This window comes from Escherichia sp. E13S3 (genome assembly GCF_004212325.1).
Taxonomy (GTDB): Bacteria; Pseudomonadota; Gammaproteobacteria; order Enterobacterales; family Enterobacteriaceae; genus Escherichia.
This window is the reverse complement of record NZ_RHJR01000003.1, coordinates 324,722-351,087: the sequence shown is the minus strand read 5'-3', so window position 1 is coordinate 351,087 and position 26,366 is coordinate 324,722. Positions and strand designations below refer to the sequence as shown.

The window sequence follows — 26,366 nt, the reverse complement described above, 5'->3', positions numbered from 1 at the left end:
TGATACCTGTGCAAATAATGGATAGTTGTAATTGCTTAAAAAACAAACAAAACGCACATAATTTATATGGTTAAGTCCGGTGTAGCGCTCATGATTGTAACAAGTTTTTTCGAGATATAAATGATTTGTCTCATTTTTAGCGAGTTCATCGGGTTGAGCTTTTTTAGGATGATAGTAATCTGTTACGAATTGTATCAAAGGAAGGCAGGTTGCTTGTGAAAACTCCAGTTAACCCACTTTTGCAATGGCTTAACATGTTTTTTAGTCGCCGTTCATTATCCGGAGCTGATGGAAGGGCGTTATATGCTTACCGTTGTACTGATACAGAGTACGAAAGTTTGGCAGAACTACTGCGTACTTATGCCCCCCGTAGTTATCCCAGAACGATATTCATTTCCTATAGCGATGTTCTATTTAGCATATATGCCGCAGAGTTTATCCGCCGGACTCATACGGTCGGACACCCTAAATGGGACACAATTTTAGATTCTATTGACTGGAAAGTTCCGTATGTTCATCGACAGAAGCTGGTTAATGATGGCATTCGCTACTGGAAAAGAAAGATAAGAAACCTGGGGCAAGCTTCGGGTTATCTTCATACACTGGCTTGTGAAGGTGGTTTACCTATCCGCATGATTGAAAATGAGAGCGGTTATTTGATTACCTATTTCAGAAGGATATATCAGGCGCTTCGTGGGCAATCATCTCAATATCCTGCCGCTAAAATTGCACAAGAATTAGGCGATACGATTCCTGTCACAATGCAAAACGAACTGGTCTATGAAATAGCCGGTGAATTCTGCGAGACTCTCTGCCGATTACTTAGTGAGCATCCTCCTCAAAGCAGTGATCCCGTTTCTGCATTACGTAAGCTCTCTCCAGACTGGCATCTTCAACTTCCACTCGTTCTCCCCGAAGCGAATGCTGCAGAGATTGTAAGGCGATTACTTTCTCAATCTTCTGAAATACGCAGTGCAAGTAGTCTTCAGGTTGAAAGAATCTGGGTCGATGTTGATGACAGTTGGTATTGCGATGCCCGGTTCCGATTCCCGGCCACAATGCGTACAGAACAGTTAACCTCTTTGTTTGAATGCCATATTCAGCCGGAGCAGACCCGACTCATCATTTCAGGAAAATGGAAAAATGGCGGGGCAAGGTTGGCAATGCTAAGCCGTTATGAGCAGCAAGATTGGCGGGTCGAGTTATTACCTATTGCAATGCAAAAACTCTCTGGTGCAGATGCAATGGCCGAAATCTCATTGTCGCTTCATGAAGGTCCAATTCTGTTAGGCCACACAATTCCAAAAGGCGGTTATGAACTTACTGAAGAACTTCCCTGGGTTTTTGAAGCGATGAATGAGAGTGAATCGCAGCTAAAACTTGTTGGTATGGGGTCTGTGAGTTCCAGGCTAAATGCTCTGTTTATTTCGCTACCGAAAAATAGCCATTTAGATATTAGTGGAGAAGGTGAGTTTGATATCCCAAGGTTGCTGAAAAACAGTGAACGCAGCTTAACTAAAATAAGTGGAGTATTTAGCGTTGTTTTACATGATGGTGCAGTTTGTACAATTCGCACCCAGCAACTTTATGATTCTGCGATTGAATATTATATTAAATCGACAGAAGTTGAACTGGTTAAATCGGATTATCCTGTCCATCGAGCCTGGCCGAAGATCGGTTGGAAAAAGGAGCTGCAATATGGCATTGTACCGGAGAAAGAACTTTTTTGGCGATCCATTCGTTCAGGTAACAATGCCTGGTATTCTGTCGCATCAGAAATGCCAAAAGGGCAGATAGAAGTCCGGCGAATAGTTAACGGTGAGGTTTTATTTAGCGGTAAAGTTGTAGTTTTACCAGCAGACTTCGATATTAAAATTATACCTGAGAGTGCTCAGCAAGGCATTATAATGCTTTCTGGTATAACGGATACTAGAATTGATAAATATTCAAACAATGAAAAGGTAACACTTAAGTCCGATTATTCACAAAACGAGTGTGCTATTTATTGTAATTCATCGCAGATGCTGGAAAGTACCATTAATTTACGGGTTTCCTGGAAAGATGGTTCTAATCTTAAATTATTATTACCTAAGCCGGTTAGTGGTGGCCGATTTGTAACTAATGATGGTTCTGTTTATTTTGATGGTGTGGCATCTATAACACATTTGCATGGAATAGATGCTGAGTTGTTAACCATATCTTGTGCCGGAAAAGGATACCTGAATATCGAGTTGTTGGATGACAATCCAGTAGCTGAAAAATTCCATTATTTACATGCCGACCTTCCTCTTTTATCAGGCCGCAATGACCAATTACAACAAATTTCACTTTATGAGAACTATAATTTGCTAAATGCTATGCTGGCATGTGCATGGAACAGTAATAGTACATTATGTGTTGATTTTTACTCTGACAGATTTGGAAAGGATAAAGCAACACTCAATATTAAACGCTACGATGGTAGTTTTATTGAACACGATAAAGAATTACTGGTAGATATAAAAAGCTCTATTGTTTTTCCTCCCAATAGAATAGATGAGCTGGTTGTTGAGGCTATTTCTATTAAGGATCCAGGTTTACACATCTCTCTGCTAAAAAAAGATGAATTTGCTTATGATCTTTCAGGTCTAAATGTTCATGATAGCCCATGGTTAATTGTGGGAAAACTTGATGGTACAGTTCGCATTGCACCAGTAATTGAATGGATGTTACCTGTATTGCAGACAAATGATTTATTACTAAATGCTCTATGCGAAGCAGACCCAGAACAGCGCAAAAAAAATTTTAATGAGCTAATTTTTGAAATAGACAACAACCCTTTGCAAAATTATTGCTGTTTATTAACAGAGTATATTAAGAAATACAAAATGAATAATGGCTTATCCTTGCTGGATCTGGATTTGTTCAGAGGTATTTCGAGTAATTACCGCGTGGTTGTTCAGTTGTTAATATCATCATGTCTTTCTGGTGATAGCGATACGATTTATGATATACAGGAAGAATTACCCTTTTCATGGGGATGGACTCCTGTTTCAATCTGGAAAGGTGTTTTTCAAAAGTGTTGGACTTATCTGGAAAAACAGATTAACGATAAAACATTAGCATTACATATATTGCAACCCTTTATTGCTTTTATGAACCATCGTGCACATATCGATCGTCGGCTGGCTCCCATTGCGAATATGTTACTTACATATAGCGAGAGCCTACCAGTCGGTTGTAATGTCTTGCCAACTGTTAGTCGTGAGCAGTTTAATGAAGCTAAACAGATGCTATTAAGGAACCCCGACAGCTTTGGGCGTATCAGTATCTTCCCTAAAGAACTTTGGGCTAGTGCTATAACTCCAGAGTTAAAATCTGTTTTTAATAAGCTTTGGATTGAAGATAAATATCACTCACGGCTTGAAAAACGTTTTAATTTGATGTTAGTCGCAGCGCTGTTAACCCAAAAAGATAATAACCTGATACATCAACTGTCTGCGCTTTTTGAATTCCACTATCAGCAAGCCCCGCAGCAATTAGGGGTAATCTATCAATATTATTTTGAACAAGCAGGAGTATGTCATTGATGGACGTTCAGCAACTGCATTATGCGCCACTTCTAAATCAGCTTCATCAGCGTGCGGTGAGGTCGGTGGTAAGTCAGTTGGCATTGCGGAGCAAGTCGTTGACTCATTATCTGGAATCACAATATTTTCAGCCTCCCGGTCAGGAGGGGTCACTGCTTGCAGACCCGGTATTCGAAAGTACATTCGGCTGGATGCCTGCGGATGAAACAATGGAGGATTTGCGGGACAAGCTGATCTCCAGCCCGCTGGTTGATGCATTGAGCAAAGCGCCAGTGCCATTTCGTCATCAACTTACTGCGTGGCGAACGATTCTGGAAGACAAAAAATCCTTGTTAGTGAGCAGCGGTACGGGATCCGGGAAAACAGAATGCTTTATGGTACCGGTTCTGGAAGATCTTATTCGTCAGCAAAAATCGACCCGCCAGTCACTAACAGGGACACAAGCTATTTTCTTGTATCCGTTAAATGCATTAATTAACAGCCAACAGGAGCGACTTCGCGAATGGACGCGCGGATTTAAGGGGAAAATACGCTTCGCGCTATATAATGGCGAAACCCGGCATACCAAATACGAAGTTCAGGAAGATCAGTTGAAAGTACCTGAACAAGCTTTGAGTCGGGAAGCCATTTATGAAGCACCACCTTCCATCATGGTGACGAATACCACCATGCTGGAATATATGCTGATTCGTCGTAAAGATGCCCCAATCATCGAAAAGTCTCAGGGGATGTTAAAGTATATCGTCCTGGATGAAGCCCATAGTTATATTGGTTCTCAGGCTGCTGAGTTAGCGCTGCTTTTACGTCGTGTTATGCAGGCTTTCAATGTTGGACCTGGCACAGATAAACCTGTGCAGATTATCGCGACCTCTGCCACTATTGGTGAAGACTCTCCTGAAGGTAATAAGGAGCTTGCTAAATTTGTCGCTGATCTCGCGGGCGTTACAGAACGTGATGTCAAAGTGGTTCGCGGTTATCGACAAATACCGCGGGTATCGGAGTCGCTGATTCGTCATGAATACCCCACATCTTTAACTTCTCTTAAATCTCTGAGCCCTCAGCATCTTTACCAACAGCTTTGTCATTACCGTGTGGCCCAGCAATTGCGTCAGGCGTTAACTCATCCCGGACGGCAGGCAGTACGTTTGAGTGAGTTGCTCAATGTTGCCAGAAGAACCTGGCCAGATATTAATCACCGTGAGCTACTGCAACTCCTCGATCTAATGGCAAGATCGCGAGAAGGTGAACTGGCTTTTACGCCATTACGTATGCATGGGTTTATCAGAACACTGGCGGGTCTATGGGCATGTTCAAACAAACAATGCTCACATAAAGCGCATGAATTAAATCAGAGTGACTGGCCATTTGGTCAGGTATGGTTTGAGCAGCGCCAATATTGTGACTGTGGTGCGCCGGTATTTGAAGTTTTACGTTGCTCCGGGTGTGGTTCAGCTTATTTGTCTGCCAAAGAGGAGGTGCGCGGTGATGGAACGAACTGGTTGGTAGCGCAACCCGCCGCTGCCGAAGTGGATGAGTTTGCTCTTGATGTAGATGTTTATTCTGAAGATGAAGACAACGACGAATTAGACAATAACTCTCAATTTGATCGTCTGATTGCGAGCGATGGTGAAAAATATATCATTTCACTGGAAGAAACGACGGCGGGGAAAATTGATAGTGAAGCGCAAAAGCACTATGAAATAAACCTGTTAAGACCGGAATCTCGAGGTGAGGGACGCAATAACTCCTTTGCTTGTGTTTGCTGTGGTGACACTCAACGGAAAAATAATCCTTTATTCCGTCCGCTTCGGCTCGGCGCGCCCTTTTTTTTAAATGAAATTATTCCTACTCTGCTGGAGTTTTCTCCATTACCGCAAACAAGAGAAGAGCAGTTAGGACCGTTTAATGGTCGACGCTTGCTCACCTTTACGGATTCGCGTCAGGGTACCGCTCGCATTTCAGCCCGCTTACAGCAGGATGCCGATAAAGCGACGTTGCGAGCTCTTTGTTACCAGGAGCTGGCAAATATTACAGAGCCTTCAGCAAAACTCAGCCCGGCACACTGTGCACTGTTAGAGAAAGTTATTAGCCAGTTTTCTGTCCTCCCTTTAAAAAATTCCATCGACGCGCTGAAAAAAGCGATGGCTGCGAATGAGGAGCTTAGCCCGGCGGACATTCAGGCACTTAAAATTATTGAGCCGATGGTGAGTTCCTTAAGCCCGGAGCATGCTGAAGCGATGCAAATACTTCAGGCTAACTCTGGCAATCAGCAGAAGAAAACCATGTCATGGCAAACGCTGTCTGAACAGCTGGTTGGCAGTGTGGACCTTGCCGATAGAATGAGAGGCAGTTTTAAAGAATTGTCTGGGCTTGATCTTACTAAACAACAGTTTGCAGATTTTTGTTTATACAGCGAGTTTGGTCGCCGCCCTAAAAATGCCTGGACCCTCGAAAGTCTGGGTCTGGTAGCCATTCACTATCCATTCATTGATAAAGTTACAACCTGCCCGCAGGACTGGAAGACATTATTACCCGATCCCGATAAGCAATTAGCGGAATGGCGTAATTTATTGAAGATTACTCTTGATTTCTTTATCCGTGAAAACAGTGCCGTTTTTTACGAAAACGAGCAATACCCTCGCTGGATGGGGGCACGTTTCCCGGTAAAAATGCTCCAGGGGCCAGATAAAAAAAACAAAGGGCAGAAACGTGATCAACTTTGGCCACAAATACGCGATCGCCATTATAACCGGGTCATTAAGCTATTAATCGCAGTCTTTCCGGCAATACAACCTGAGCAGGCTCACTGGAAATCGTTAGTTAACCACTTAATGATTGAGGTCTGGGATGCAATTCGACCCTGCTTACGTCAGTTTGAGTCGGGTTATCAGCTGGATATTAAACAACAAGCTGAATTTTACAGTCCAAAGCAAGTGTGGCGTTGCCCCTATACTCGACGTGCGTTAGACGTCACGTTACTGGGATACTCTCCGTATTTGCCGGGTAGCAAAGAAATTGCACCTGAAAAAGCAGTGTTGATTGAAATGCCTGAGCTTCCTGTACGTCACTGGCGTTTGTCTGGTGGTGGAGAAATCGCCCGAGAAGAACGTCTGGAGTGGCTGGAAAGTAATGCGCTGATTCAACATGCCCGCGAGGAAGGATTATGGTCTACTCGCAGCGACCGACTGGCCCTGAAAGATAGCTGGTATCGTCTGGAGGAACACTCTGCGCAGAGAACGCCTGAGCAGAACCAGTTTAATGAAAAACAATTTAAGTCAGGCAAAGTTAATGTGCTGAACTGTTCCACGACCATGGAGATGGGGGTGGATATTGGTGGTATGAGTTTGGTGGCAATGAACAACGTTCCTCCAGCTCCGGCAAATTATTTGCAACGTGCAGGTCGCGCGGGGCGTCGTGGAGAGAGTGCATCTGCTGCCATTACGTTATGTAAAAACACGGCGCATGGAATGGAGGTATTCAAAGACCCCCTCTGGGCGTTCAACACTACTGCCAGTGCGCCACGGGTTCGTTTTGGGAGCAGTAGCATTGTTCAACGACATGTTAATGCCCTGGTTTTAGGTCTGTTTTTACGAGCTGAAGTTCCTGATGCGACAAAACTGAGTTGCAAATGGTTCTTTGAAGGTGATGAGAGCCAGTGTCTTCGTTTTCTTCATTGGTTAAATCACCAGCCCGATCAGCTGGCGGATAAACTTAAACGCCTTACTCAGGGAACCGTCCTGATGTCATTGACGGCAACCCAGCTCTTGACCCGCACACAAGCAATGATGCAGCAGGTTGATATCCGCTGGAGAAGCCAACTTGCGATACTGTTAGAAAATATCGAAGCGTTGAAAGCAGATAACAGCGCGTGGGAAGAAACGCCAGCAGGTAAAGCCATCGCTTATCAGCTTCGTGATTATCGCGGTGCATATCTGTTTTCTAAACTCATTAGTGAAGCGTTCCTGCCGGGGCATGGTTTCCCGGTTGGCGTCGTCAATTTCAATTATCTGACGGCAGATGAGCTGGAAAAACGTCGCGCAATAAAAGCTACTCAGGCTGACCCTAATGAAGGGGGAGAAAGCTTTTCTCGTCGTATTGAAAAATTGCCCAGCCGTGATTTGCCTACAGCATTACGCGAGTATGCGCCTGGTGCAGATGTGGTATTGGGCGGAAAAGTATATCGTTCCTCGGGCATTATGCTTGGCAAGGTGCTTGCCAGCGGGCAGGAGCTGTCAGGCGATCATCATATTCCGTGGTTCTGGCATTGTCGTAAATGTGGTGCGGGGGCAACCAGTACTACCCGTCCTGTCGAATGTAGTCACTGCAAAGCGGATATACAGCAACTTGATGTGAAGCGTTATTTACAGCCTGTTGGTTTTGCGACAGATATTCGTTATCAGGCACATAATGATGTATCCATGCCTGCACAACTTCCCTGGAAAGATCCACGTGTTCTTGTACCGTCTTCGGTGTGGGTTTCTTTACCCGATGCTGTGCTCGGACGTTACCGTTTTAGCCATAGTGGGGAATTGTTCCACTTCAGTGAAGGGGAATTTGGCCACGGCTACGCAATTTGCCTCTCATGTGGTCGGGCAGAATCTCAAACTCAACCCCAGCGTACCCCTGAAAATCTAAAGAACCCAGAGAGGGAAAATACGCATTACCTGTTGCGAGGGGGCAGTAACGATCGCCAGGGGAGCAATAAATTGTGCCACGGTCATGTGCATAAAGATCTGTGGTTGGGGTATAGCAGTCGTACAGATATGGTTGAGCTGCAACTCAAGGATGATAATGGCCTGTTGATCCGTGATGAGGTTGCCGCGCGTTCCCTTGCGGTCGCTTTGCGTGAAGGGTTAGCGCATAAATTGGGTATCGAAAATACTGAGCTGGGCGTGACGACGCAGCAAGCGCGCGATATCAATGGCTATACCGGATATTCCATCTTCATTTACGACAATAATGCGGGGGGTGCAGGTTATGCAGTGCAATTGATCGACCATTGGGCTGATGTCTTTAATTACGCCAGAAAATTGCTCGATTGCAGTTGCGATAAATTCTGTCACCACTGCTTGCTCAGCTACGACAGTCAGCATTATGTCAACAGATTAGATCGTCACCATGCATTAACCCTGCTTACCAATGTACGGTTGCAGCGACTTAACCTCGCGCCAGAATATCAGTACTTCGGCGATGGTAGCCGGGTTGAAACTAACCCTCTGAGTTTACGTATTGCGCAATGCCTGAACAGCGAGATTTATGACTCCTGCTCGCTGGTTCTTGCGGGGCCGCAGGAACAGTGGGATTTTGCCCAATGGCCATTATTTAAAGAGTTGCTCCAGTTTGCCTCCTCCGGTGGGCATGTTGAGTTGCTGGTGGCCACGCCGTTGGCAAACTTAACTGATAGCTCCAGACATCAGCTTTCCGCGTTGGCGGCGATGCCGGGAGGGGGCTTACAAGTGAAATCCATTGCCACTGCGCAACTCATGCAAGGAAAGGGGCGCTGGCTTGCGCAGGTGACTCGCGAAGGGCAAAGCCAACAGTGGGCCGCAGACGACAGCGCTACCGTTGCACCTGGTGAATTATGGGGACAAAGTGCGTCCTCACCAGTAGTGACACTTAAAGGAACGTCCGGAAAAACCTTCTCGGGTCAGACCTTAAGTGCAGAAGATTTACTGCCCGCCTTACCCACCGGGGCGGTGCGCATCAACCTCTGCGAACAACTGGACGGGCCGCTGGAAGGTTTTGGTTCGCGTTTCTGGTCGTTAGTCACGCAACAGCACGCTGGCTGGAAGCAGGCATTTACCCGCCACAAAGAGATAACGCATGTTGAGTACAGCGATCGTTATCTTAATAGCCCATTCACGGCGCGTTTGTTAGGTGAAATCTTAACCGAGCTGGTTGAACAGGGAATGGCGGAACGCGCCAGCCTCACTGTTTGCGTCAAAAAATTGGATTACAACTCTCGCCAACACGACGCTCTCTATAACGCGTGGCTTAATGAGGAAGATCGTCAGCAGGTTGTGACCACTTTACTTGAAGAAGGATATCTGGGGCCTGCGTGGCCGGGAGCAATTAGCTGGTTAACGGGGGATAACCAGAGTACGGAGCATGGACGAGAACTGACAGTCACCTTCAGCGATGGCAGTCAGCATTATGTCCTGCTCGACATGGGGCTTAGCTACTGGCGCTGTATTGAAGACACCTTCTTTGATTTTGCCCTGCGAGTACCGCAGCAAGTTGAACGGCTGGCAAACACGCGAGCGCGAGCGGTTGCCCCGGGTAATGACCTTAGGAGTTATATTATCGCTGGATAAATAACTGCTCCCCTGGGGATATCTTCCAGGGGAGTTGACCCAGCTCACTTTTTAATAATTTTTGTTTGAAAATCATGCGCAATTTATGCGCATTCCCTCCCATTTTGTCACTTTGCCGGGGGCCTTCATGATATCTTTAAGGCCCTCTTTTTTATCGCAGTGTGCCGCGCCACATTTTTCAGGATGACGTTACCGCCACTGCCCCAAATAGACAGAAAAACCGATGAATAAGCAAAATTATGCACCTGGTATGCGGGTGGTTATTCGTGATGCCGAATGGCGTATTCGCCGGGCGGATGACAGTGGTGATGGTGGGTATTTGCTGACCTGCGATGGTATTTCAGAGCTGGTGCGCGGTAAAGAAGGGTTATTTCTGACCAAACTGGAACAAAAAGTAGAGATCCTTGATCCCGCAAAAACGCATTTGGTGGAAGATGAATCCGCCAATTATCAGGCGGCGCAGTTGTATATTGAAAGTCAGTTACGCCAACGCGTACCGACAGACAGTAAAGTCCATTTTGGACATCTGGCGGCGATGGATTCCATGCCGTTTCAGCTCGATCCTACGCGGATGGCGCTGGCACAGCCGCGCCAGCGGATACTCATTGCCGACGCTGTAGGTCTGGGTAAAACGCTGGAAGCCGGTATTCTGGTTTCGGAACTGATCCGTCGTGGGCGCGGAAAACGTATTCTGGTTCTGGCGGTTAAATCGATGCTGACACAATTCCAGAAGGAGTTCTGGAGCCGTTTTGCGATCCCATTGACCCGCCTGGATTCTGCTGGTTTACAAAAGGTGCGTAACCGCATCCCTACCAACCACAACCCATTCCACTATTTTGACAAGACCATTATCTCCATCGATACGCTGAAACAAGACATTGAATATCGTCACCATCTGGAAAATGCTTGGTGGGATATTATTGTCATTGATGAGGCCCATAACGTCGCAGAACGTGGAACCAGTTCGTTACGCAGTAAACTGGCAAAGCTGCTCGCCGGGCGCAGCGATACGCTGATTATGCTTTCAGCAACGCCGCATGATGGTAAAGCTGAAAGTTTTGCCAGCCTGATGAACATGCTTGACCCGACGGCGATCGCCAACCCGAAAGAGTATGAATACGCCGACTTTGCCGATAAAAATCTGGTTGTCCGTCGCTTCAAAAAAGACGTGAAAGATCAGATGTCCGGCGAGTTCCCCGAGCGCAATATCGTTAAACTGACTCGCCTGGCATCCGGTGCCGAAGAAGAAGCATACCGTCGCCTGGTTGAGAGTCAGTTCCGGGATGATGACGATGAGCAGGCCCAGTCTAACAAAGGTCGTCTGTTCAAGATAACTCTCGAAAAAGCGCTATTTTCCAGCCCGATGGCGTGTGCCAGCGTAGTGGCTAATCGTCTGAAGCGTCTTGAGAGCCGTAAAGATCATAATAGCCAGAGCCAGATCAACGAACTGGAGTCATTGCTGTTGGCGCTGAATAACATTGATGCCAGCCAGTTTAGCAAATACCAGTTGCTGCTCGACACCATCCGAAAAGACCTCGCCTGGAAAGCTAATAACACGGAAGATCGCCTGGTGATCTTCACCGAAAGCATTAAAACGCTGGAGTTCCTCGAACAGCAACTGCGAGCGGATCTGAAATTGAAAGATGACCAGATCGCCACGCTGCGCGGCGATCAGGGCGATACGGTGTTGATGGAAACCGTAGAAGCCTTTGGTAAAACGCAGTCGCCGTTGCGTCTTCTGGTTTGTTCGGATGTGGCATCTGAAGGGATCAACCTGCATCACCTTAGCCACAAAATGATTCACTTTGATATTCCGTGGTCGTTGATGGTATTCCAGCAACGTAACGGGCGTATTGACCGCTATGGGCAAAAACATCAGCCTCAAATCCGCTATCTGCTTACCGAGGCCAGCGAACCACAGATCAATGGCGATATGCGCGTACTGGAAGTGTTGATCAACAAAGACGAACAGGCGCAGAAGAACATTGGCGACAGTTCGGAGTTTACCGGCAAATTTACCCAGGAAGAGGAAGAAGAGCAGGTTGCAGAGTTCATGATGCAGGATGATGGTGCCAGCCTGTTTGATCAACTGCTGAACAGCAACGTCTCGGAAAGTGCCGAACACGATCTGTTTGGCGAAATATGCAGTGCGGTTTCCAGCGATGCCTCAATGGTCACCGAAACAGACACCAGCTTGTTTGCCAGCGAACAGGCGTACTGCGAAAGAGCATTGGGTTACCTGAAAGCCAGTGGTCAAACTATCCAGTATGAAACCTTGCCTGATAATACCTTGTCGCTGGTGGCACCGGAGGAGTTACGCCGCCGCTTCAACCAGCTACCGCCTGAAATCGCCCCGGATAACTGGCAGCTCTATTTAAGTCAGGATAAAACCGTCATCACCGACGCGATTGCGCGCGCTCGCGGTGAGCAACATGCCTGGCCCGATGTGCAGTATCTCTGGCAAATCAACCCGGTAGTGCAGTGGCTGGACGATAAAATCTCTTCGGCTTTTGGTCGTCATCAGGCACCGGTTATCCGTCTGCCATACCTGCTTGAACCCGATGAAGATCACTTCATTCTTTCCGGGTTATTCCCGAACCGTAAATCACATCCGATGGTGAACCCGTGGATAGTGGTGAGCTTTAACCGTGAATCGCTAATCGGCAGTCAGCCATTCGCTGAGTTTTTACAACGTCATCCGCAGTTGAGTAACAAGCTGACTAACAGCGGCGGTAAAGACCGTAATCACCAGCGTCAGCAGGATTTACTGGAAGCGGCTATTGCTCATGCCCGGGAGGTATTCATCCATGATCGGAATGCGTTTGAAACGCACATTAACCAGCAACTGAATGAGCATCTGCAAAAGCTGGACGTTTTGCGTGGGCGGCAGTTGAGCCAACTTGAGCTGGATTTTGCCGATAATAAACAGCAATTGTCAGTTAAGCAGAGCCGTAAAGAGCAGAGACAACGCGAAATCGAACACAATTTTGACAGCTATATTGAATGGATTGAGGACACCATGACGACTGAAAAAGAACCCTACATTCAGGTAATTGCTGTTATCACCGGAGCGGAGGGTTAATCATGGCGCTGGTCGGTATTAATAACGAAAACGAATTTTACTCTAACCATTATTTGGGTGAGGTTTTTACCAGTGATATCCGCGATGTGCTGGAACCCTGGATAGCCCAGGAAAATGCAGCGCGTGAAGCGGAGCGTGCCGCTCGTGAACAGGGTAAAGACGTTGAGCCGGGATACCGCGCTCCGTGGAACCAGTTTAACAGTTTGGCGACTGAGTTTTTCCGCAAACTTGCCGAGCACGAAAAACAGCGTCAGATCCCGCAGCGTCTGGCCGATCAACGTAATCGCTGGCAGCCATTGTTAAAGGCGCTGGGCTACGAAATTACGCCGCAGATCCAAATGCTGGATGACGATACACCACTGCCGGTACTGGCGCGTTACAACAGCACTGACGGTAGCCCGTGGCTGTGGATTGTTGAAGCACACGATCAGGAAGAGGGAACGCTGGATCCGCTGGCGCTCTCTTTACTGACCGCGCAATTCCCGGCGGATACCGACAAACATAAGCGCGACAGCCTGCGCAAAAAAGCCAACGGTGAATATCGCAGCTGGCAGGATCTGCTCTCTACGGCGGTCTTCACCCAAAATGAACCGCCGCGTTTTGTGCTGCTGCTCGGTAACCGTCAGCTATTGTTGTTGGACCGTACTAAGTGGGCGCAAAACCGTCTGCTACGTTTTGATTTTGAAGAGATTTTAAGTCGTCGTGAAACGGATACGCTGAAAGCGACGGCAGTGTTGCTACATAAAGATTCGCTGCTGCCGGGCAGTGGGGCACCATATCTTGACTCGCTGGATGACAATTCGCACAAACATGCGTTTGGTGTTTCGGAAGATCTGAAATATGCCCTGCGCGAAAGCATTGAGTTGCTGGGCAACGAAGCGATGCATTATCTGATCGACCGTGGCCTGGCAAACTATACTGGTAACCGTGCGGTGGACCCGGATGAACTGAGCCGCGAATGTCTGCGTTACATGTACCGCCTGCTGTTCCTGTTCTACATTGAAGCGCGCCCGGAGCTGGGTTATGCGCCAATGACCGCCAAAACCTATCTGCAAGGTTACAGCCTGGAAACGTTGCGCGATCTGGAGATGATCCCGCTGACCAGCGAAGAAGATCGCAACGGGCGCTACTTCCACGACAGCCTGAATATGCTGTTTAAACTGGTGCGCGAAGGCTACAACGGCGGCGTGAAAATGCAGAGTGACCTGGAGAGCGGCGACCGGATCACCATCCATAGTCATCAGTTCAGCGTCCCGCGTCTGGAAAGTCATCTGTTTGATGCCAACAACACGCGCATTCTTAACCGCGTGGTATTCCGTAACGAAACCCTGCAACAGATTATCCAGGCGATGTCGTTAAGCCGCCCGGGCAAAGGGCGCTTTAACCGCCGTGGACGTATATCTTATCGCCAGTTGGGTATCAACCAGTTGGGTGCGGTGTATGAGGCGCTGCTCTCCTATCGCGGATTCTTCGCCAGCGAAGATCTCTACGAGGTGAAGAAAGCCGGGGAAGAGTTTAACGAGCTGGAGACAGGTTACTTCGTCAGTAAGGATGAGATTGGCAAATACCACGAAGACGAGAAGGTCTACGAGAAAGACGGCAGTCTGCGCATTCACCGCAAAGGCAGTTTTATCTACCGTATGGCCGGGCGCGACCGTGAGAAATCTGCCTCTTATTACACCCCGGAAGTGCTGACCCGCTCACTGGTTAAATATGCCCTGAAAGAACTGTTTAAGGAGCAGATTGATCCCATTAGCGATCTGCACGCCAAAGCCGACGCCATCTTAAACCTCACTGTGTGCGAACCGGCGATGGGCAGCGCGGCGTTCCTTAACGAAGCCATCAACCAGCTGGCGGAAGCGTATCTGTTCCACAAGCAGCAGGCGGAAGGTCGCCGTATTCCGCAGGATCGTTACACCCAGGAGTTACAGCGGGTGAAAATGTACATTGCCGATAACAATGTTTTCGGCGTGGACTTAAACCCGGTGGCGGTGGAGCTGGCGGAAGTGTCGCTGTGGCTGAACGCCATCAGTGGCGATGCCTTTGTACCGTGGTTTGGTTACCAGCTGCACTGCGGTAACTCGCTGGTGGGCGCGCGCCGTCAGGTATTTAACAAGAGCGAACTGACCTACAAAAAAGCCAAAGATCCGAGCTGGCTTAACAGCGAGCCGGTCGAACTGGCGATGAACACGCCGCGTGAAGAGACGCAGATTTTCCACTTCCTGCTGCCCGACGGTGGTATGGCTAACTACAGCGATAAAACTGTTAAGCAGCGTTATCCGGATGACTTCAAAGCGCTGGACAGCTGGCGCAAAGAGTTTATTAAAAGCTTTGCCGGGCATGAGATTGCTGATGTGCAGCGTATCAGCGAAAAGGTGGAAGCACTGTGGAACACCTATCGCCAGCAACTTAAAGCAGAACGTCTGAAAACCGCCGACAGCTACCCGGTGTGGCCGGCAGAAAACAGCGAGCAGACGCGTTCTTCGCTGAGCAGTAAAGATGAAACCTTCAGTGGTCGTCTTGAAGATAACAGTGCCTACCAGAAGCTGCGTTGGGTGATGGACTACTGGTGCGCGCTGTGGTTCTGGCCGATCGACAAAGCCGATGAGTTACCGGATCGCGGCACCTGGTTGTTTGAGATTGAAACCCTGCTCGACGGGATTGTAATCACGGAAAAAGTCACTGAAGTTGCGGAGCACACCACTGGCGATCTGTTTGCCGAAGAAGGCCTACTGCGAGAAGAGTCTTCGCTGTTTTCCGTTGCAGGTCGTCTGAAAACCGAGGTGTTGTTCCGTCATTTGCCGCGTCTGGCGATTGTCGATGCCCTGAGAAAGCAGCACCGTTTCTTCCACTGGGATCTGGAGTTCTGCGACCTGTTTGCCGAGCGCGGCGGTTTTGACCTGATGCTCGGAAACCCGCCGTGGCTGAAAGTGGAATGGCAGGAAGCGGGCGTGCTGGGTGATTACGAGCCGGAATTTGTGCTGCGTAAGCTGAGCGCCTCGAAGCTGGCAACGTTGCGTGTTGATACCTTTAACCAGATCCCGGCACTGGAAGCGGCCTGGCGCAGCGAGTATGAAGGCTGTGAAGGGATGCAAAACTTCCTGAATGCGCAGCAGAACTACCCGGTACTGCGCGGGGTGCAGACCAACTTGTATAAATGCTTCCTGCCGCAGGCCTGGCGATTAGGGGCAGAGAAAGGCGTGTCAGGTTTCCTGCACCCGGAAGGGATTTATGATGACCCGAAAGGCGGGCAGTTGCGTGCGGCGGTATATCCGAGGCTGAGGGCGCATTTTCAATTTCAGAATGAAAGAGCACTGTTCCCGATCGGTAACCGTAACAAATTTAGTATTAATCTGTATGCAACGACATCCGCGAAGATAGGGTTTAGTAATATAGCGAACCTCTTTATGCCACAAACGATCGATGGCTGTTTTATGCCTTCAGATAAGATCGTAGGGGGTATTAAGAATGATCAGGATGAATGGAACCTGGAGGGGCATCCGGATCGGTTATTGCACATTGATGAACAATTATTAAAGCTTTTTTCGCAGCTTTATGATGAGGAAGGAACGCCAAGTCTCGAGGCCCGTCTACCTGCTATACATGCAAGACAACTGATCGCTGTTTTAGAGAAATTTGCGGCCCAACCTATACGCCTGGGGGATTTGCAAAAAGAGTATTTTTCTACCGTGATGTTCGATGAAACTTATGCGCAGCGTGATGGCACTATTGAACGTAATACGCAGTTTCCAAAAGATGCGTCACAATGGGTATTGTCTGGCCCGCATTTTTATGTTGGAAATCCTTTCTATAACACGCCGAAAGTGATTTGCGATACGCATAAAGCATACGATAACCTCGATCTGCTAACTCTGCCTGACGACTATCTGCCGCGCACTAACTACATTCCGGCATGTGATGCACAGGAATATGCAAAGCGCACCCCTCGGGTGTCGTGGACGGAACCGGGGGAAGATGAACCGAGAAAGGTAACAGATTATTATCGTTTTATTAGTCGAGAAATGTTAAGTCAGTCGGGTGAGAGAACTCTAGTAGGGACACTAATTCCAAAAGGTGTTGCAAATATACACACATGTATTCAACAAGTTTTTGACGATTACAATAAGCTGCTTGATTTTTATGTCGGCTCATTATCACTACCGGTAGACTTTCAAGTGAAGAGCACTGGTGCGGGTCATGCAAATAAAAGTGTAATTTCGAAATTTCCAATTATAAACTTAGCAAGTTATATAAAGAATGCAGCTAGAGTCAGGGCATTATCCCTTTCCTCTTTGACTATAAATTTTTCAGAGTTATGGAACATCTGTTACAACGATGATTTCCAAAATCAAAGTTGGAGCCGCGATCTCCCACAACTCCCCCAAAATTTCTTCGCCAATCTGACCCCAGAGTGGCAGCGTAACTGCGCTTTACGCTCCGACTACAGCCGCCGTCAGGCGCTGGTAGAAATCGACGTACTGGTGGCGCAGGCGCTGGGGTTAACTCTCGAAGAGCTGCTTACCATTTACCGTGTACAGTTCCCGGTGATGCGCCAGTACGAAGCGGACACCTGGTACGATCAAAACGGTCGCATTATCTTTACCCCAAGCAAAGGGCTGGTGGGCGTTGGCTTGCCTCGTACCGCGCGTAAAGCTGACCTGAAAAACGGCTTTGTCTTTAACGTCGACAGCCCGGACTGGACCGGCGGTGACTGCACCGATCAAGCCATCGGCTGGGATGATGTCAAACATCTGCAAACCGGTACCGTCAGCGTTACCTTTGATGACTATACCCGCAGCGACGAAGGCGAGCGCCGTACCGTCACCTGGCAGGCTCCGTTTATCAAGCCAGATCGTGAAGACGACTACAAAGTGGCCTGGGCGTTCTTTGCACAAGATAAGGAGAGCGCCTGATGCTGCCATCCGTTGTCAGTCGGCAGGTCGCCGACAGCGTAGCCGCCTTTTTACGGGCGGCGTTCCCGCTAAACAGCCCGCTGTTTAACGGTGAGAATAACGATAATGTCTCAATGCTGGAGCAATTTCTGGCCCAGCCCGAAACGTTGCTGAAAGGACCATACCTTTCCGCCCAGTTGCCGTTTCGTAAAAGTGACTTACCGCTGAATTTTTTCCCTAATCTGACGCTGCCGTTCCCGCCGCACGCACATCAGGCCCGGGCATTTCAGCGTCTGGGAAGCGACGCGCCACAGCCGACACTGGTCGCTACCGGTACCAGCTCCGGTAAAACAGAATGCTTTATGTTCCCGCTGCTCAACCACTGCGCGGGCGCGTCACAAGCCGGGGTTAAAGCGATTATCATCTACCCGATGAATGCCCTGGCAACCGATCAGGCCAGCCGTTTCGCCAAAACCATCGCCAGCGATCCACAACTGCATGGCAAGGTGACCGTCGGCCTGTTTGTCGGCGACAGCGAAATCGAACCCAGCAAAAAAATGTCGGCAGAAAAGGTCATTACCTGCAAGCACACGCTGCGCGAAAGCCCGCCGGACATCCTGTTGACCAACTACAAAATGCTCGACTACCTGCTGATGCGCCCTGGCGATCAGCCGCTCTGGCGTTACAACCAGCCCGGTTCATTGCGTTACCTGGTCGTGGATGAATTGCATACGTTTGATGGCGCGCAAGGGTCGGATCTGGCCTGTCTGGTGCGACGTCTGAAGCATCACATAGGTGTAGATAACCAACGATTCGCCTGCGTCGGGACATCAGCTACCGTCGGCGACGAACTGGGGCAACTGCTCGATTACGCAAAAACAATCTTTGACCAGCCGTTTACCGATGACGCCGTTATTCGCGAAGATCGCTACACGGCAGCGGAGTACTTGCAGGATTACGCCATTGCGTACAGTCAGTATCCGGGGCCGGAGGTCGCTTCGGCCCTGGACCCGCAGAGTTACGCTACCCCGGTAGCGTATCTTAACGGGCAAATCCCTTTGTGGTTCCCCGACAGCGACTTGCAACTCCCGGACGATCTGGAGAGCGACGACGGGCGTGAAAAGCGTATTGCGCTGGGGTCACTGTTACGCCGCCACAGCGTGATGCATGTCTTACTCCATGATCTGCAAGGCGGGATCCTCTCTGAACGAGAGTGTCTGGAAAATCTCCAGGTCATGCTGGCAGAAAGCGCCGACCATGCCCGACGCGTGCTGCAAAGCATTCTGGCGCTGATCGCGCAGGCACGTCTCGAAGTACCGGAAACGGAATACGATCGGCAAAAACGTCTCCAGGCGAAGAAAGCGCGTCCGGTGTTGCCGTTTGTGCAACTGCGTTCCCAGTTGTGGCTTCGTGAGATGCGTCGTCTGGTCGCCAGCGTGGCGAAAACGCCGAGACTGGTGTTTGCCGATGATGTGGCGGTGGAAGACCGCGAACACTATTTGCCGGTTATCCACTGCCGTGACTGCCATGCAACCGGCTGGGCCAGCCTGCGTCATGGGCAAAGCGTTCAGCTGGAAACAGACCTCGACGGCATTTATCGCCAGTTCTTTGAAAAAGGGCGCTCCATCGTCCTTGCTTTCCCGGATAACAACGAAAAAGCGGTCAGTGGCGCACACCAGAAACTGTGTCCTACCTGTCTGAAACTGAACCGGCAGTCCAGCGTCCAGTGTGGACATTGCGGTCATACGGAACTGTTGCAGGTACTGATCCCGGATATGCTCAAAGAGCGTAAGGACGAGCTGGAGTTTGCTAATGAATGCCCGTACTGCAACAGCAAACAGGGGATTTCGATCCTGGGGTCACGGGCTGCCAGTTTGTCGGCGGTGATGATTCACCAGCTTTATGGCAGCCAGTTCAACGAACATAAAAAGCTGATTACGTTTTCTGACTCGGTACAAGACGCCGCGCATCGTGCCAGCTTCTTTACTGCCCGTACCTGGCCGCTGATGATTCGCGGGCAAATCGCCAGTGTTCTTGGCGAAAAAGAGACATTACCGCTGGATGCGTTCGCGGCGCGTGTTTGCCAACAAACGCGTGAACGTTCACCGGACGATGCTCATTTTGCAGCGAACTTCATCGCACCAAATATGCAGTGGCTGAATGATTATCAGACGCTGAAAAATGAAGGCAAACTGGCGGAGAACTCCGATCTGCCGGAGCTGGTTTCCCTGCGCCTCGACTGGGAGGTGTACAGCGAATTTACTCTGCGCGCGCGTATCGGACGTACGCTGGAAGCCACCGGTTATGCCGTTGCCGGAGTGGATAAAGATCGCTTCAATCCGGCAATTACCGCCCTGCATCAACAGCTTTGTGAAGAGCTGGGGGATGAGATGTCCGGTGTGAGCGTCGAGCAGGTAGCGCACCTGGCGCTGGGGGTTATCTGGTATCAACGCCAGGCCGGGGCCGTTATGCATCCGGCGTTCGAAAGTTATCGCCGTGATGGCACGACCTTTATGATGACGCAAAAAGAGCGTACATCGCGCTATATGCCTTCTATCGGTCCGAAAACGCGTAAACCGGCTTATGCGTCGTTTGAAAAAATTAATGGTTTCCATCGCCTGATTGGCGCGAAGTCTAACCCCAGCTGGTATCAGCATTGGATCAATCGCACGCTGAGTAACGGCAATAATCTGTTTATCAGTAGCGTTGCGGAAACAGTGTTACGACGCCTGTTTACGGCGTTGAAAATAGCCGGAGTAGTAAAAGATTTTGACACCAAAGGGCGTGAAGCCTGGGGACTGGTGCCTTCGGCGCTGGTGGTGAGCCGTGACGTCGTTCAGCTTAATTGCTCATGTTGCCGTGAGGTTGTCCGGGCTCCGGCCGATCAAGGCTGGCAGTGGCGTAATGCGCCTTGTCTCTCTTTACGTTGTGAAGGTCGTTACCAGGAAGTCGACAATACGGCGACCTGGCGTTGGGAGAACATGGACATCGCGCGCGTGCAGGGCGCAGAACACACGGGGCTGCTTAGCCGTGAAGATCGCGAAGCCACCGAAAAATCGTTCTACCGGGGCAACCAACCGTGGAATATCAACCTGTTGTCGGCAACACCGACGCTGGAGATGGGTATTGACGTTGGCGATCTTTCCACCGTTTTACTCTGTTCTGTCCCACCTGCTCAGGCCAACTACTTGCAGCGTATTGGTCGCGCCGGTCGTAAAGATGGTAACGCGTTAAACATTACCGTGGCAGAAGGGAACCCGCACGATCAGTTTTTCTTTGAAGAACCGCTGGAGATGATGCAGGGCCAGGTGCAGGCTCCTGGTGTCTTCCTCAATGCAACGGCTATTCTCGAACGCCAGCTGGCAGCTTTTTGTATGGATAACTGGGTGAAAACCGGTGTACCAGAATCCGCTATCTGTAAAAACGTCAAACAGATGCTGGATGAGCTGGAGTTCGGGCGTAAATCGGGTTTTCCGTATAACTTACTGCGATATATCGAACGGCATCATGCGGAGATTGCTGCACAATTTACGGCGATCTTCCCCGATCTTGCCGCAGAAACTCGCCAACAGTTGTTGTCTTATCTTCAGGGCGCGCCAGGACAACGCTCTCTGGTGCAGCGTATCGAAGAGGCGTTAAAACTGCTGGTGGAAGATCGCAAATCTCTGCGTTCACGCATCGATAAACTCAAGCGCAGTATCGATAAACTGGAGAATGCGCCGCGCGATCAAAACTTTGACAGCGATATGCGCGAGTTAACTTCGGAACGGCAGGCGCTGATGGCGCTGGTCAATCAAATCAACAATAAGCAAACGCTGAATTTCCTCACGGATGAAGGTCTGCTGCCTAACTACGCCTTCCCGGAAGCCGGTATTACGTTACGTTCTGTGCTCTGGCGGCGTAAAGAAGGCGGGGAAGCACGTGAATATCAAAACACCACTTTCGAATATGAACGCCCGGCATCAACGGCGCTGGCTGAGCTGGCTCCGCTGAATAATTTCTATGCCGGTGGGCATAAAGTTGAAATTGAGCAGATAGACCTGAAGGTCTCTGAGCCGGAGAACTGGCGTATCTGTAGCCACTGTAACTACAGCGAAAATATCGACCAGACGGGCGACCAGCATAAATATTGCCCGAAATGTGGCACACCGGGGTGGGCCGATGCCGGACAAAAAACCACGCTGCTGAAACTTCGCCAGGTTTATGCCCGCGCCAGCGCACGTGATAGCCAGATCAGCGACGAGAGCGACAGCCGTGAACCTGCTTTCTTCCAGCGTCAGCTATTGGTTAGTTTCGAAAAAGAAGATGTATCGGCGGCATACGCGATTGAGGAAGGCGAAGTTCCGTTTGGTTTTGAATTTTTAAGCAAAGTCACCCTGCGGGATATCAACTTCGGCAAAATGGCGGATGATGCCAATGAGTTGATGATTGCCGGAGAAGCGAAGAAGCGAACCGGGTTTAAAGTTTGCCTCGGGTGCGGCATGGTGCAGCGTCCTCGCGATCATGAACCACGTCATGATTTGAGCTGCAAATATCGCACGGAACCGGAAAAGGCGAAGTTCGAAGATTATCTCTATCTCTATCGCCAGCTGGAGTCAGAAGCGTTGCGTATTCTGCTCCCGGTAAGCAGTTACAGTAATGACCGTGTCGTGGAGGCTTCTCTTGGGGCGGCGATCCAGCTCGGCCTTAAACATTACTTCAAGGGGAATGTCGATCACCTGAAAGGCGTTGTGTACCGCGAGCCGGAAAATGAAGGCGAATCCTGGCGGCAGTATCTGGTGATTTACGATACCGTCCCGGGGGGGACTGGTTCTCTTAAAGAGCTGATGCGCACTCCCGACAATTTGCTGAAATTACTTGAACTGGCCTATCAGGCAATAGTGGAATGCAGTTGCAACAATGATACGCATAAAGATGGTTGTTATCGTTGCGTTTACGCTTACCGTGACCGTGGGCGCATGAAGTATGTCTCCCGCGATCAGGCGCGTCTCTTGCTGGCGAAAATTTTGCAGGCAAGAGATTCGATACGGGTAATTGATTCCATCAAAAACATTTCCCTCGAAGCCATGATGGGCAGTGAGCTGGAAAAACGGTTTATTAGCTGCCTGCAAGAAAATAAAAACCTGATTGTCAGTCGCAGTTACGCGCATCAGGGCGCTGGGTGGATTATTAACACCCGCAGCGAACCGATGATGAGCTGGCATCTTAAAGCTCAGGTGGATTTAGGCGCTAAAGAGGCGGTGGGGATCCCTTGTCGCCCGGATTACGTGCTATCTCCGCTTATGCAGTCTGATGCCATTAAACCGGTGGCTATTTTCCTTGATGGCTTTGCGTTCCACAAAAATAGCGTCGCAGAGGATGTGCAAAAACGCCAGGCGATTCGGGATAGCGGTAATTTCTGGGTGTGGACAGTCACGTGGGCCGATCTCAAAGAGCCTGGGCTTAAACATGTTCAGGATGTCCTGGGGCTTGGGCATAACCCGGATATGAAACAGCCTAAGTTTTATAACCTGTTTCACGATACCAACTTTGCGGCCCTTGAAGCGTCGTTCCGGGAACGTAACAGTTTTGCACTGCTGCTGGATTATCTCGCCGATCCGGGAGGAAGAACGCAGTTATGGCAGAAAATGGCTGCTGCACATGCCTGGGTGTGGTTGGATGTGAAGAAGTCACAGGACGCGGGCACGAAACAAAAGTATGCCTATGAAATGCAGGAAAACGCGCCAGCCTGGCGGCTAGCAGAGCTTTTGCCAGACGAACCGTTTGTCTTTGGTGGTTTACTCGATAGCTGTAACTCATCGCAGCAATTTATTGAGCTGGCTTCGGTGTTACCACAACAAGCCATTAAACCGACGACCAGCGTCGCACAAATGCGCAGCTGGCTGCGTTTGCATATCTGTTTTGACGATCGCTATACGCAGGATGACGGTTATGAAGCGGGACTCAATGGCTTCTGGCGACTGGTAAACCTGTTACAGTTCCTGCCGGATATGACCTTTACCAGCCGTAAAGCCGTGCATTTACCGCAGGAAAGCGTTGACCCTAAAGTTACGGCAACGCCAGAGGCAGTACCAGAGACGGATGAAAGTTGGGCTGAGATTATTGAGTTTGGCTTATTAAGCGCTGAAGAGATCGCGTTGCTTCAGTCTCATTCTCTCTCTGCGCCGACTCTCGGCTACGAATTGCAAAATGATGAGGGTGAAATTATTGCGGAAGCCGATCTCGCCTGGCCATCACAAAAATGGGCATTGATTATTGATAATCAAGAATTTATTCCATTATTCACAACCAGAGGTTGGCACGTTGCATTCGGGCCAATTGACGAAAATACATTGCAACATCTGTCCGGAGGTGACAAATGACGGTGCAAACGCCCAAGGTGGCACTTTCTGATGGTTTTCTGGGCGCATTCGCGCGGATCCCAAAAGCACAGCAAAAAAAGGTGCAGGAATTCATCTCCAAATTCCGTCAGGACCCGACCAGTAATGGACTTAACTATGAAAAGATCCACGATGCGCGCAGTAAAAATGTCCATTCGGTGCGAATCGATCAAACTTATCGCGGCATTGTTCTGAAACCTGAACAGGGTGCCCTGTATATGCTGATGTGGGTGGATAAACACGACGAAGCATACGACTGGGCGCGGCGGCATGATTGTTCGATTCACCCGGTTACCGGCGCGATTCAGGTCATTGATATTAGCTATATCAAACCGGCACCGGAAGCGGTGGTTGATAAACCGAAACTCTTCGCGGCTTACAGCGCGGAACAGATTCTGGCCCTGGGTGTGCCGCCTGTCTTTATTGATCAGGTGATGGCGCTTACCGATGAAGCCGGGCTTAATCAACTTGAAAGCATAATGCCAGCAGAAGCCTGGGAACCTCTGCACTGGCTGGCAGAAGGGCTGGATTACCAGGAAGTGCTGGAAGAGTTTAACGATCATCGTGATGAGCCTGTTGATACCAACGACTTTATGGAGGCGATTGAACGAAGTAAACGTCGCTTCCATGTCGTTGAAAATGAACAGGAACTATTGCAGATGCTTAATGCGCCTTTAGAAAAATGGCGTGTATTTCTGCACCCGAGCCAGCGAAAACTGGTGGAGTCGCCCGCTAATGGTCCGGTACGAGTACTGGGCGGTGCAGGTACAGGGAAAACGGTTGTTGCGATGCACCGTGCGCGGTGGTTATCTCAGCGTCTGGCAGATAAACCCGGTAAGAAGGTACTTTTCACGACCTTTACGCGTAACCTGGCGGCAGATATTCGCGCTAATCTCCAGCGGTTGTGTACGCGAGAAGAGATGGCGCGTATTGACGTCGTTAACATTGATGCCTGGATGAGCGACCAACTAAAACGCCACGGTTATGATTTCCGCGTGGTATACGACAGCGATGAAGGGCGACGCAAATGCTGGAACTATGCCTTGCAGCAGGCACCTGCCGAACTGGGGCTACCTGATAATTTCTATGCTGAAGAGTGGCAACGCGTTGTCCAGCCAAATGCGGTTTACACCCGGGAGGAATATCTCAAAGTCAGCCGGGTTGGACGTGGTACAGCGTTATCCCGTATTCAACGGGCGAAAATCTGGCCAGTCTTTGAAGAATTCAGAGCACAAATGGCGCGTGCCAAACTGCGCGAAATGGGCGATGCCATGCATGAGGCTATTGTTCTGTTTAAAGAAAAACAGGTTCAACTACCTTATAGCAGTATTGTGGTCGATGAAGCTCAAGATATCGGTGCCCCGGCATTTACTCTTATTCGCAGCCTGGTTCCCGAGTCGCCCAACGATCTGTTTATTGTCGGGGATGGGCATCAGCGTATTTATCGCAATAAGGTCGTTCTTGGTCAGTGTGGTATTAACGTCCGTGGTCGTCGCAGTAAAAAATTGAAGATTAACTATCGGACCACAGAAGAGACGCGTCAATTTGCTGTTGGGCTGTTAACTGGTGTCAAGGTTGATAACCTCGATGGCGAAGCGGATACCAGTAATGATTATTTGTCATTACTGCACGGGGAAAAGCCCATGATTACGCATGCGGCAGATTTCAAAGAAGAGGCTGCAACGCTCGTCAAGCAAATTCAGGCATTGCTGGCGAATCAGGTTCGTTCTCAGGATATCTGCATTACTGCGCGTACTAAACATGCTTGTGACCGCTACGCATCAGCACTGAATGACGCCGGAATTGAGACATTTAATTTAGGCAATGATAGCGGTGACAGCGATGCACGCCCTGGCGTGCGGGTTGCAACGATGCACCGTATTAAAGGGCTTGAGTTCCAGTATGTGTTCCTGGTGGGGATTAACGAAGGCGTTGTGCCGGAAATAAAAGCATTAGCATCCGATGATCCCGTTGAACAGCGTGATGCATTATTTAATGAGCGCGCGTTACTGCATGTGGCTGCAACCCGTGCCGTAAAAGGGCTGTTTGTTTCATCATCTGGTGTCCCTAGTCCGCTATTAGTGGCTGACTGATAATATGTCCGAAACAGACCAGGAGCCGAAACGCTC

At 49.4% G+C, this 26,366-nt stretch carries 6 protein-coding genes; all 6 read left to right on the top strand.

Annotation, left to right across the window (positions count from 1 at the left end; all coding sequences use genetic code 11):
- The first annotated feature begins 209 nt into the window (after positions 1–209).
- The 6 genes from D9597_RS04505 to D9597_RS04480 all read left to right on the top strand — a co-directional run bounded on the left by D9597_RS04505 (position 210) and on the right by D9597_RS04480 (position 26,330).
- Positions 210–3,569 (top strand): STY4851/ECs_5259 family protein, encoded by a 3,360-nt coding sequence (locus D9597_RS04505; RefSeq protein WP_130221731.1) that lies wholly within the window; start codon positions 210–212, stop codon positions 3,567–3,569.
- Positions 3,569–9,883: a DEAD/DEAH box helicase gene (locus D9597_RS04500; RefSeq protein WP_130221730.1), complete on the top strand. Its 6,315-nt coding sequence runs from the start codon at positions 3,569–3,571 to the stop codon at positions 9,881–9,883. Before D9597_RS04505 ends, D9597_RS04500 begins: the two co-directional genes overlap by 1 nt.
- A gap of 223 nt (positions 9,884–10,106) precedes the next feature.
- Positions 10,107–12,965 (top strand): DEAD/DEAH box helicase, encoded by a 2,859-nt coding sequence (locus D9597_RS04495; protein WP_130221729.1) that lies wholly within the window; start codon positions 10,107–10,109, stop codon positions 12,963–12,965.
- Positions 12,966–12,967: 2 nt separating this feature from the next.
- Positions 12,968–17,878, top strand: coding sequence for a class I SAM-dependent DNA methyltransferase (locus tag D9597_RS04490; RefSeq protein ID WP_130221728.1), 4,911 nt, complete (start codon positions 12,968–12,970; stop codon positions 17,876–17,878).
- Positions 17,878–24,219 carry a DEAD/DEAH box helicase gene (locus tag D9597_RS04485; protein WP_130221727.1) on the top strand — a complete coding sequence of 2,114 codons (6,342 nt, stop codon included), beginning with the start codon at positions 17,878–17,880 and terminating at the stop codon, positions 24,217–24,219. The genes D9597_RS04490 and D9597_RS04485 overlap by 1 nt, the downstream gene beginning before the upstream one ends.
- Positions 24,216–26,330, top strand: coding sequence for an ATP-dependent helicase (locus D9597_RS04480; protein WP_000218182.1), 2,115 nt, complete (start codon positions 24,216–24,218; stop codon positions 26,328–26,330). Before D9597_RS04485 ends, D9597_RS04480 begins: the two co-directional genes overlap by 4 nt.
- The last annotated feature ends 36 nt before the right edge of the window (positions 26,331–26,366 follow it).

Coding starts and splice junctions, on each gene's coding strand:
- D9597_RS04500 (WP_130221730.1), top strand. CDS start 3,569: ATGGACGTTCAGCAACTGCATTATGCGCCACTTCTAAATCAGCTTCAT.
- D9597_RS04495 (WP_130221729.1), top strand. CDS start 10,107: ATGAATAAGCAAAATTATGCACCTGGTATGCGGGTGGTTATTCGTGAT.
- D9597_RS04490 (WP_130221728.1), top strand. CDS start 12,968: ATGGCGCTGGTCGGTATTAATAACGAAAACGAATTTTACTCTAACCAT.
- D9597_RS04485 (WP_130221727.1), top strand. CDS start 17,878: ATGCTGCCATCCGTTGTCAGTCGGCAGGTCGCCGACAGCGTAGCCGCC.
- D9597_RS04480 (WP_000218182.1), top strand. CDS start 24,216: ATGACGGTGCAAACGCCCAAGGTGGCACTTTCTGATGGTTTTCTGGGC.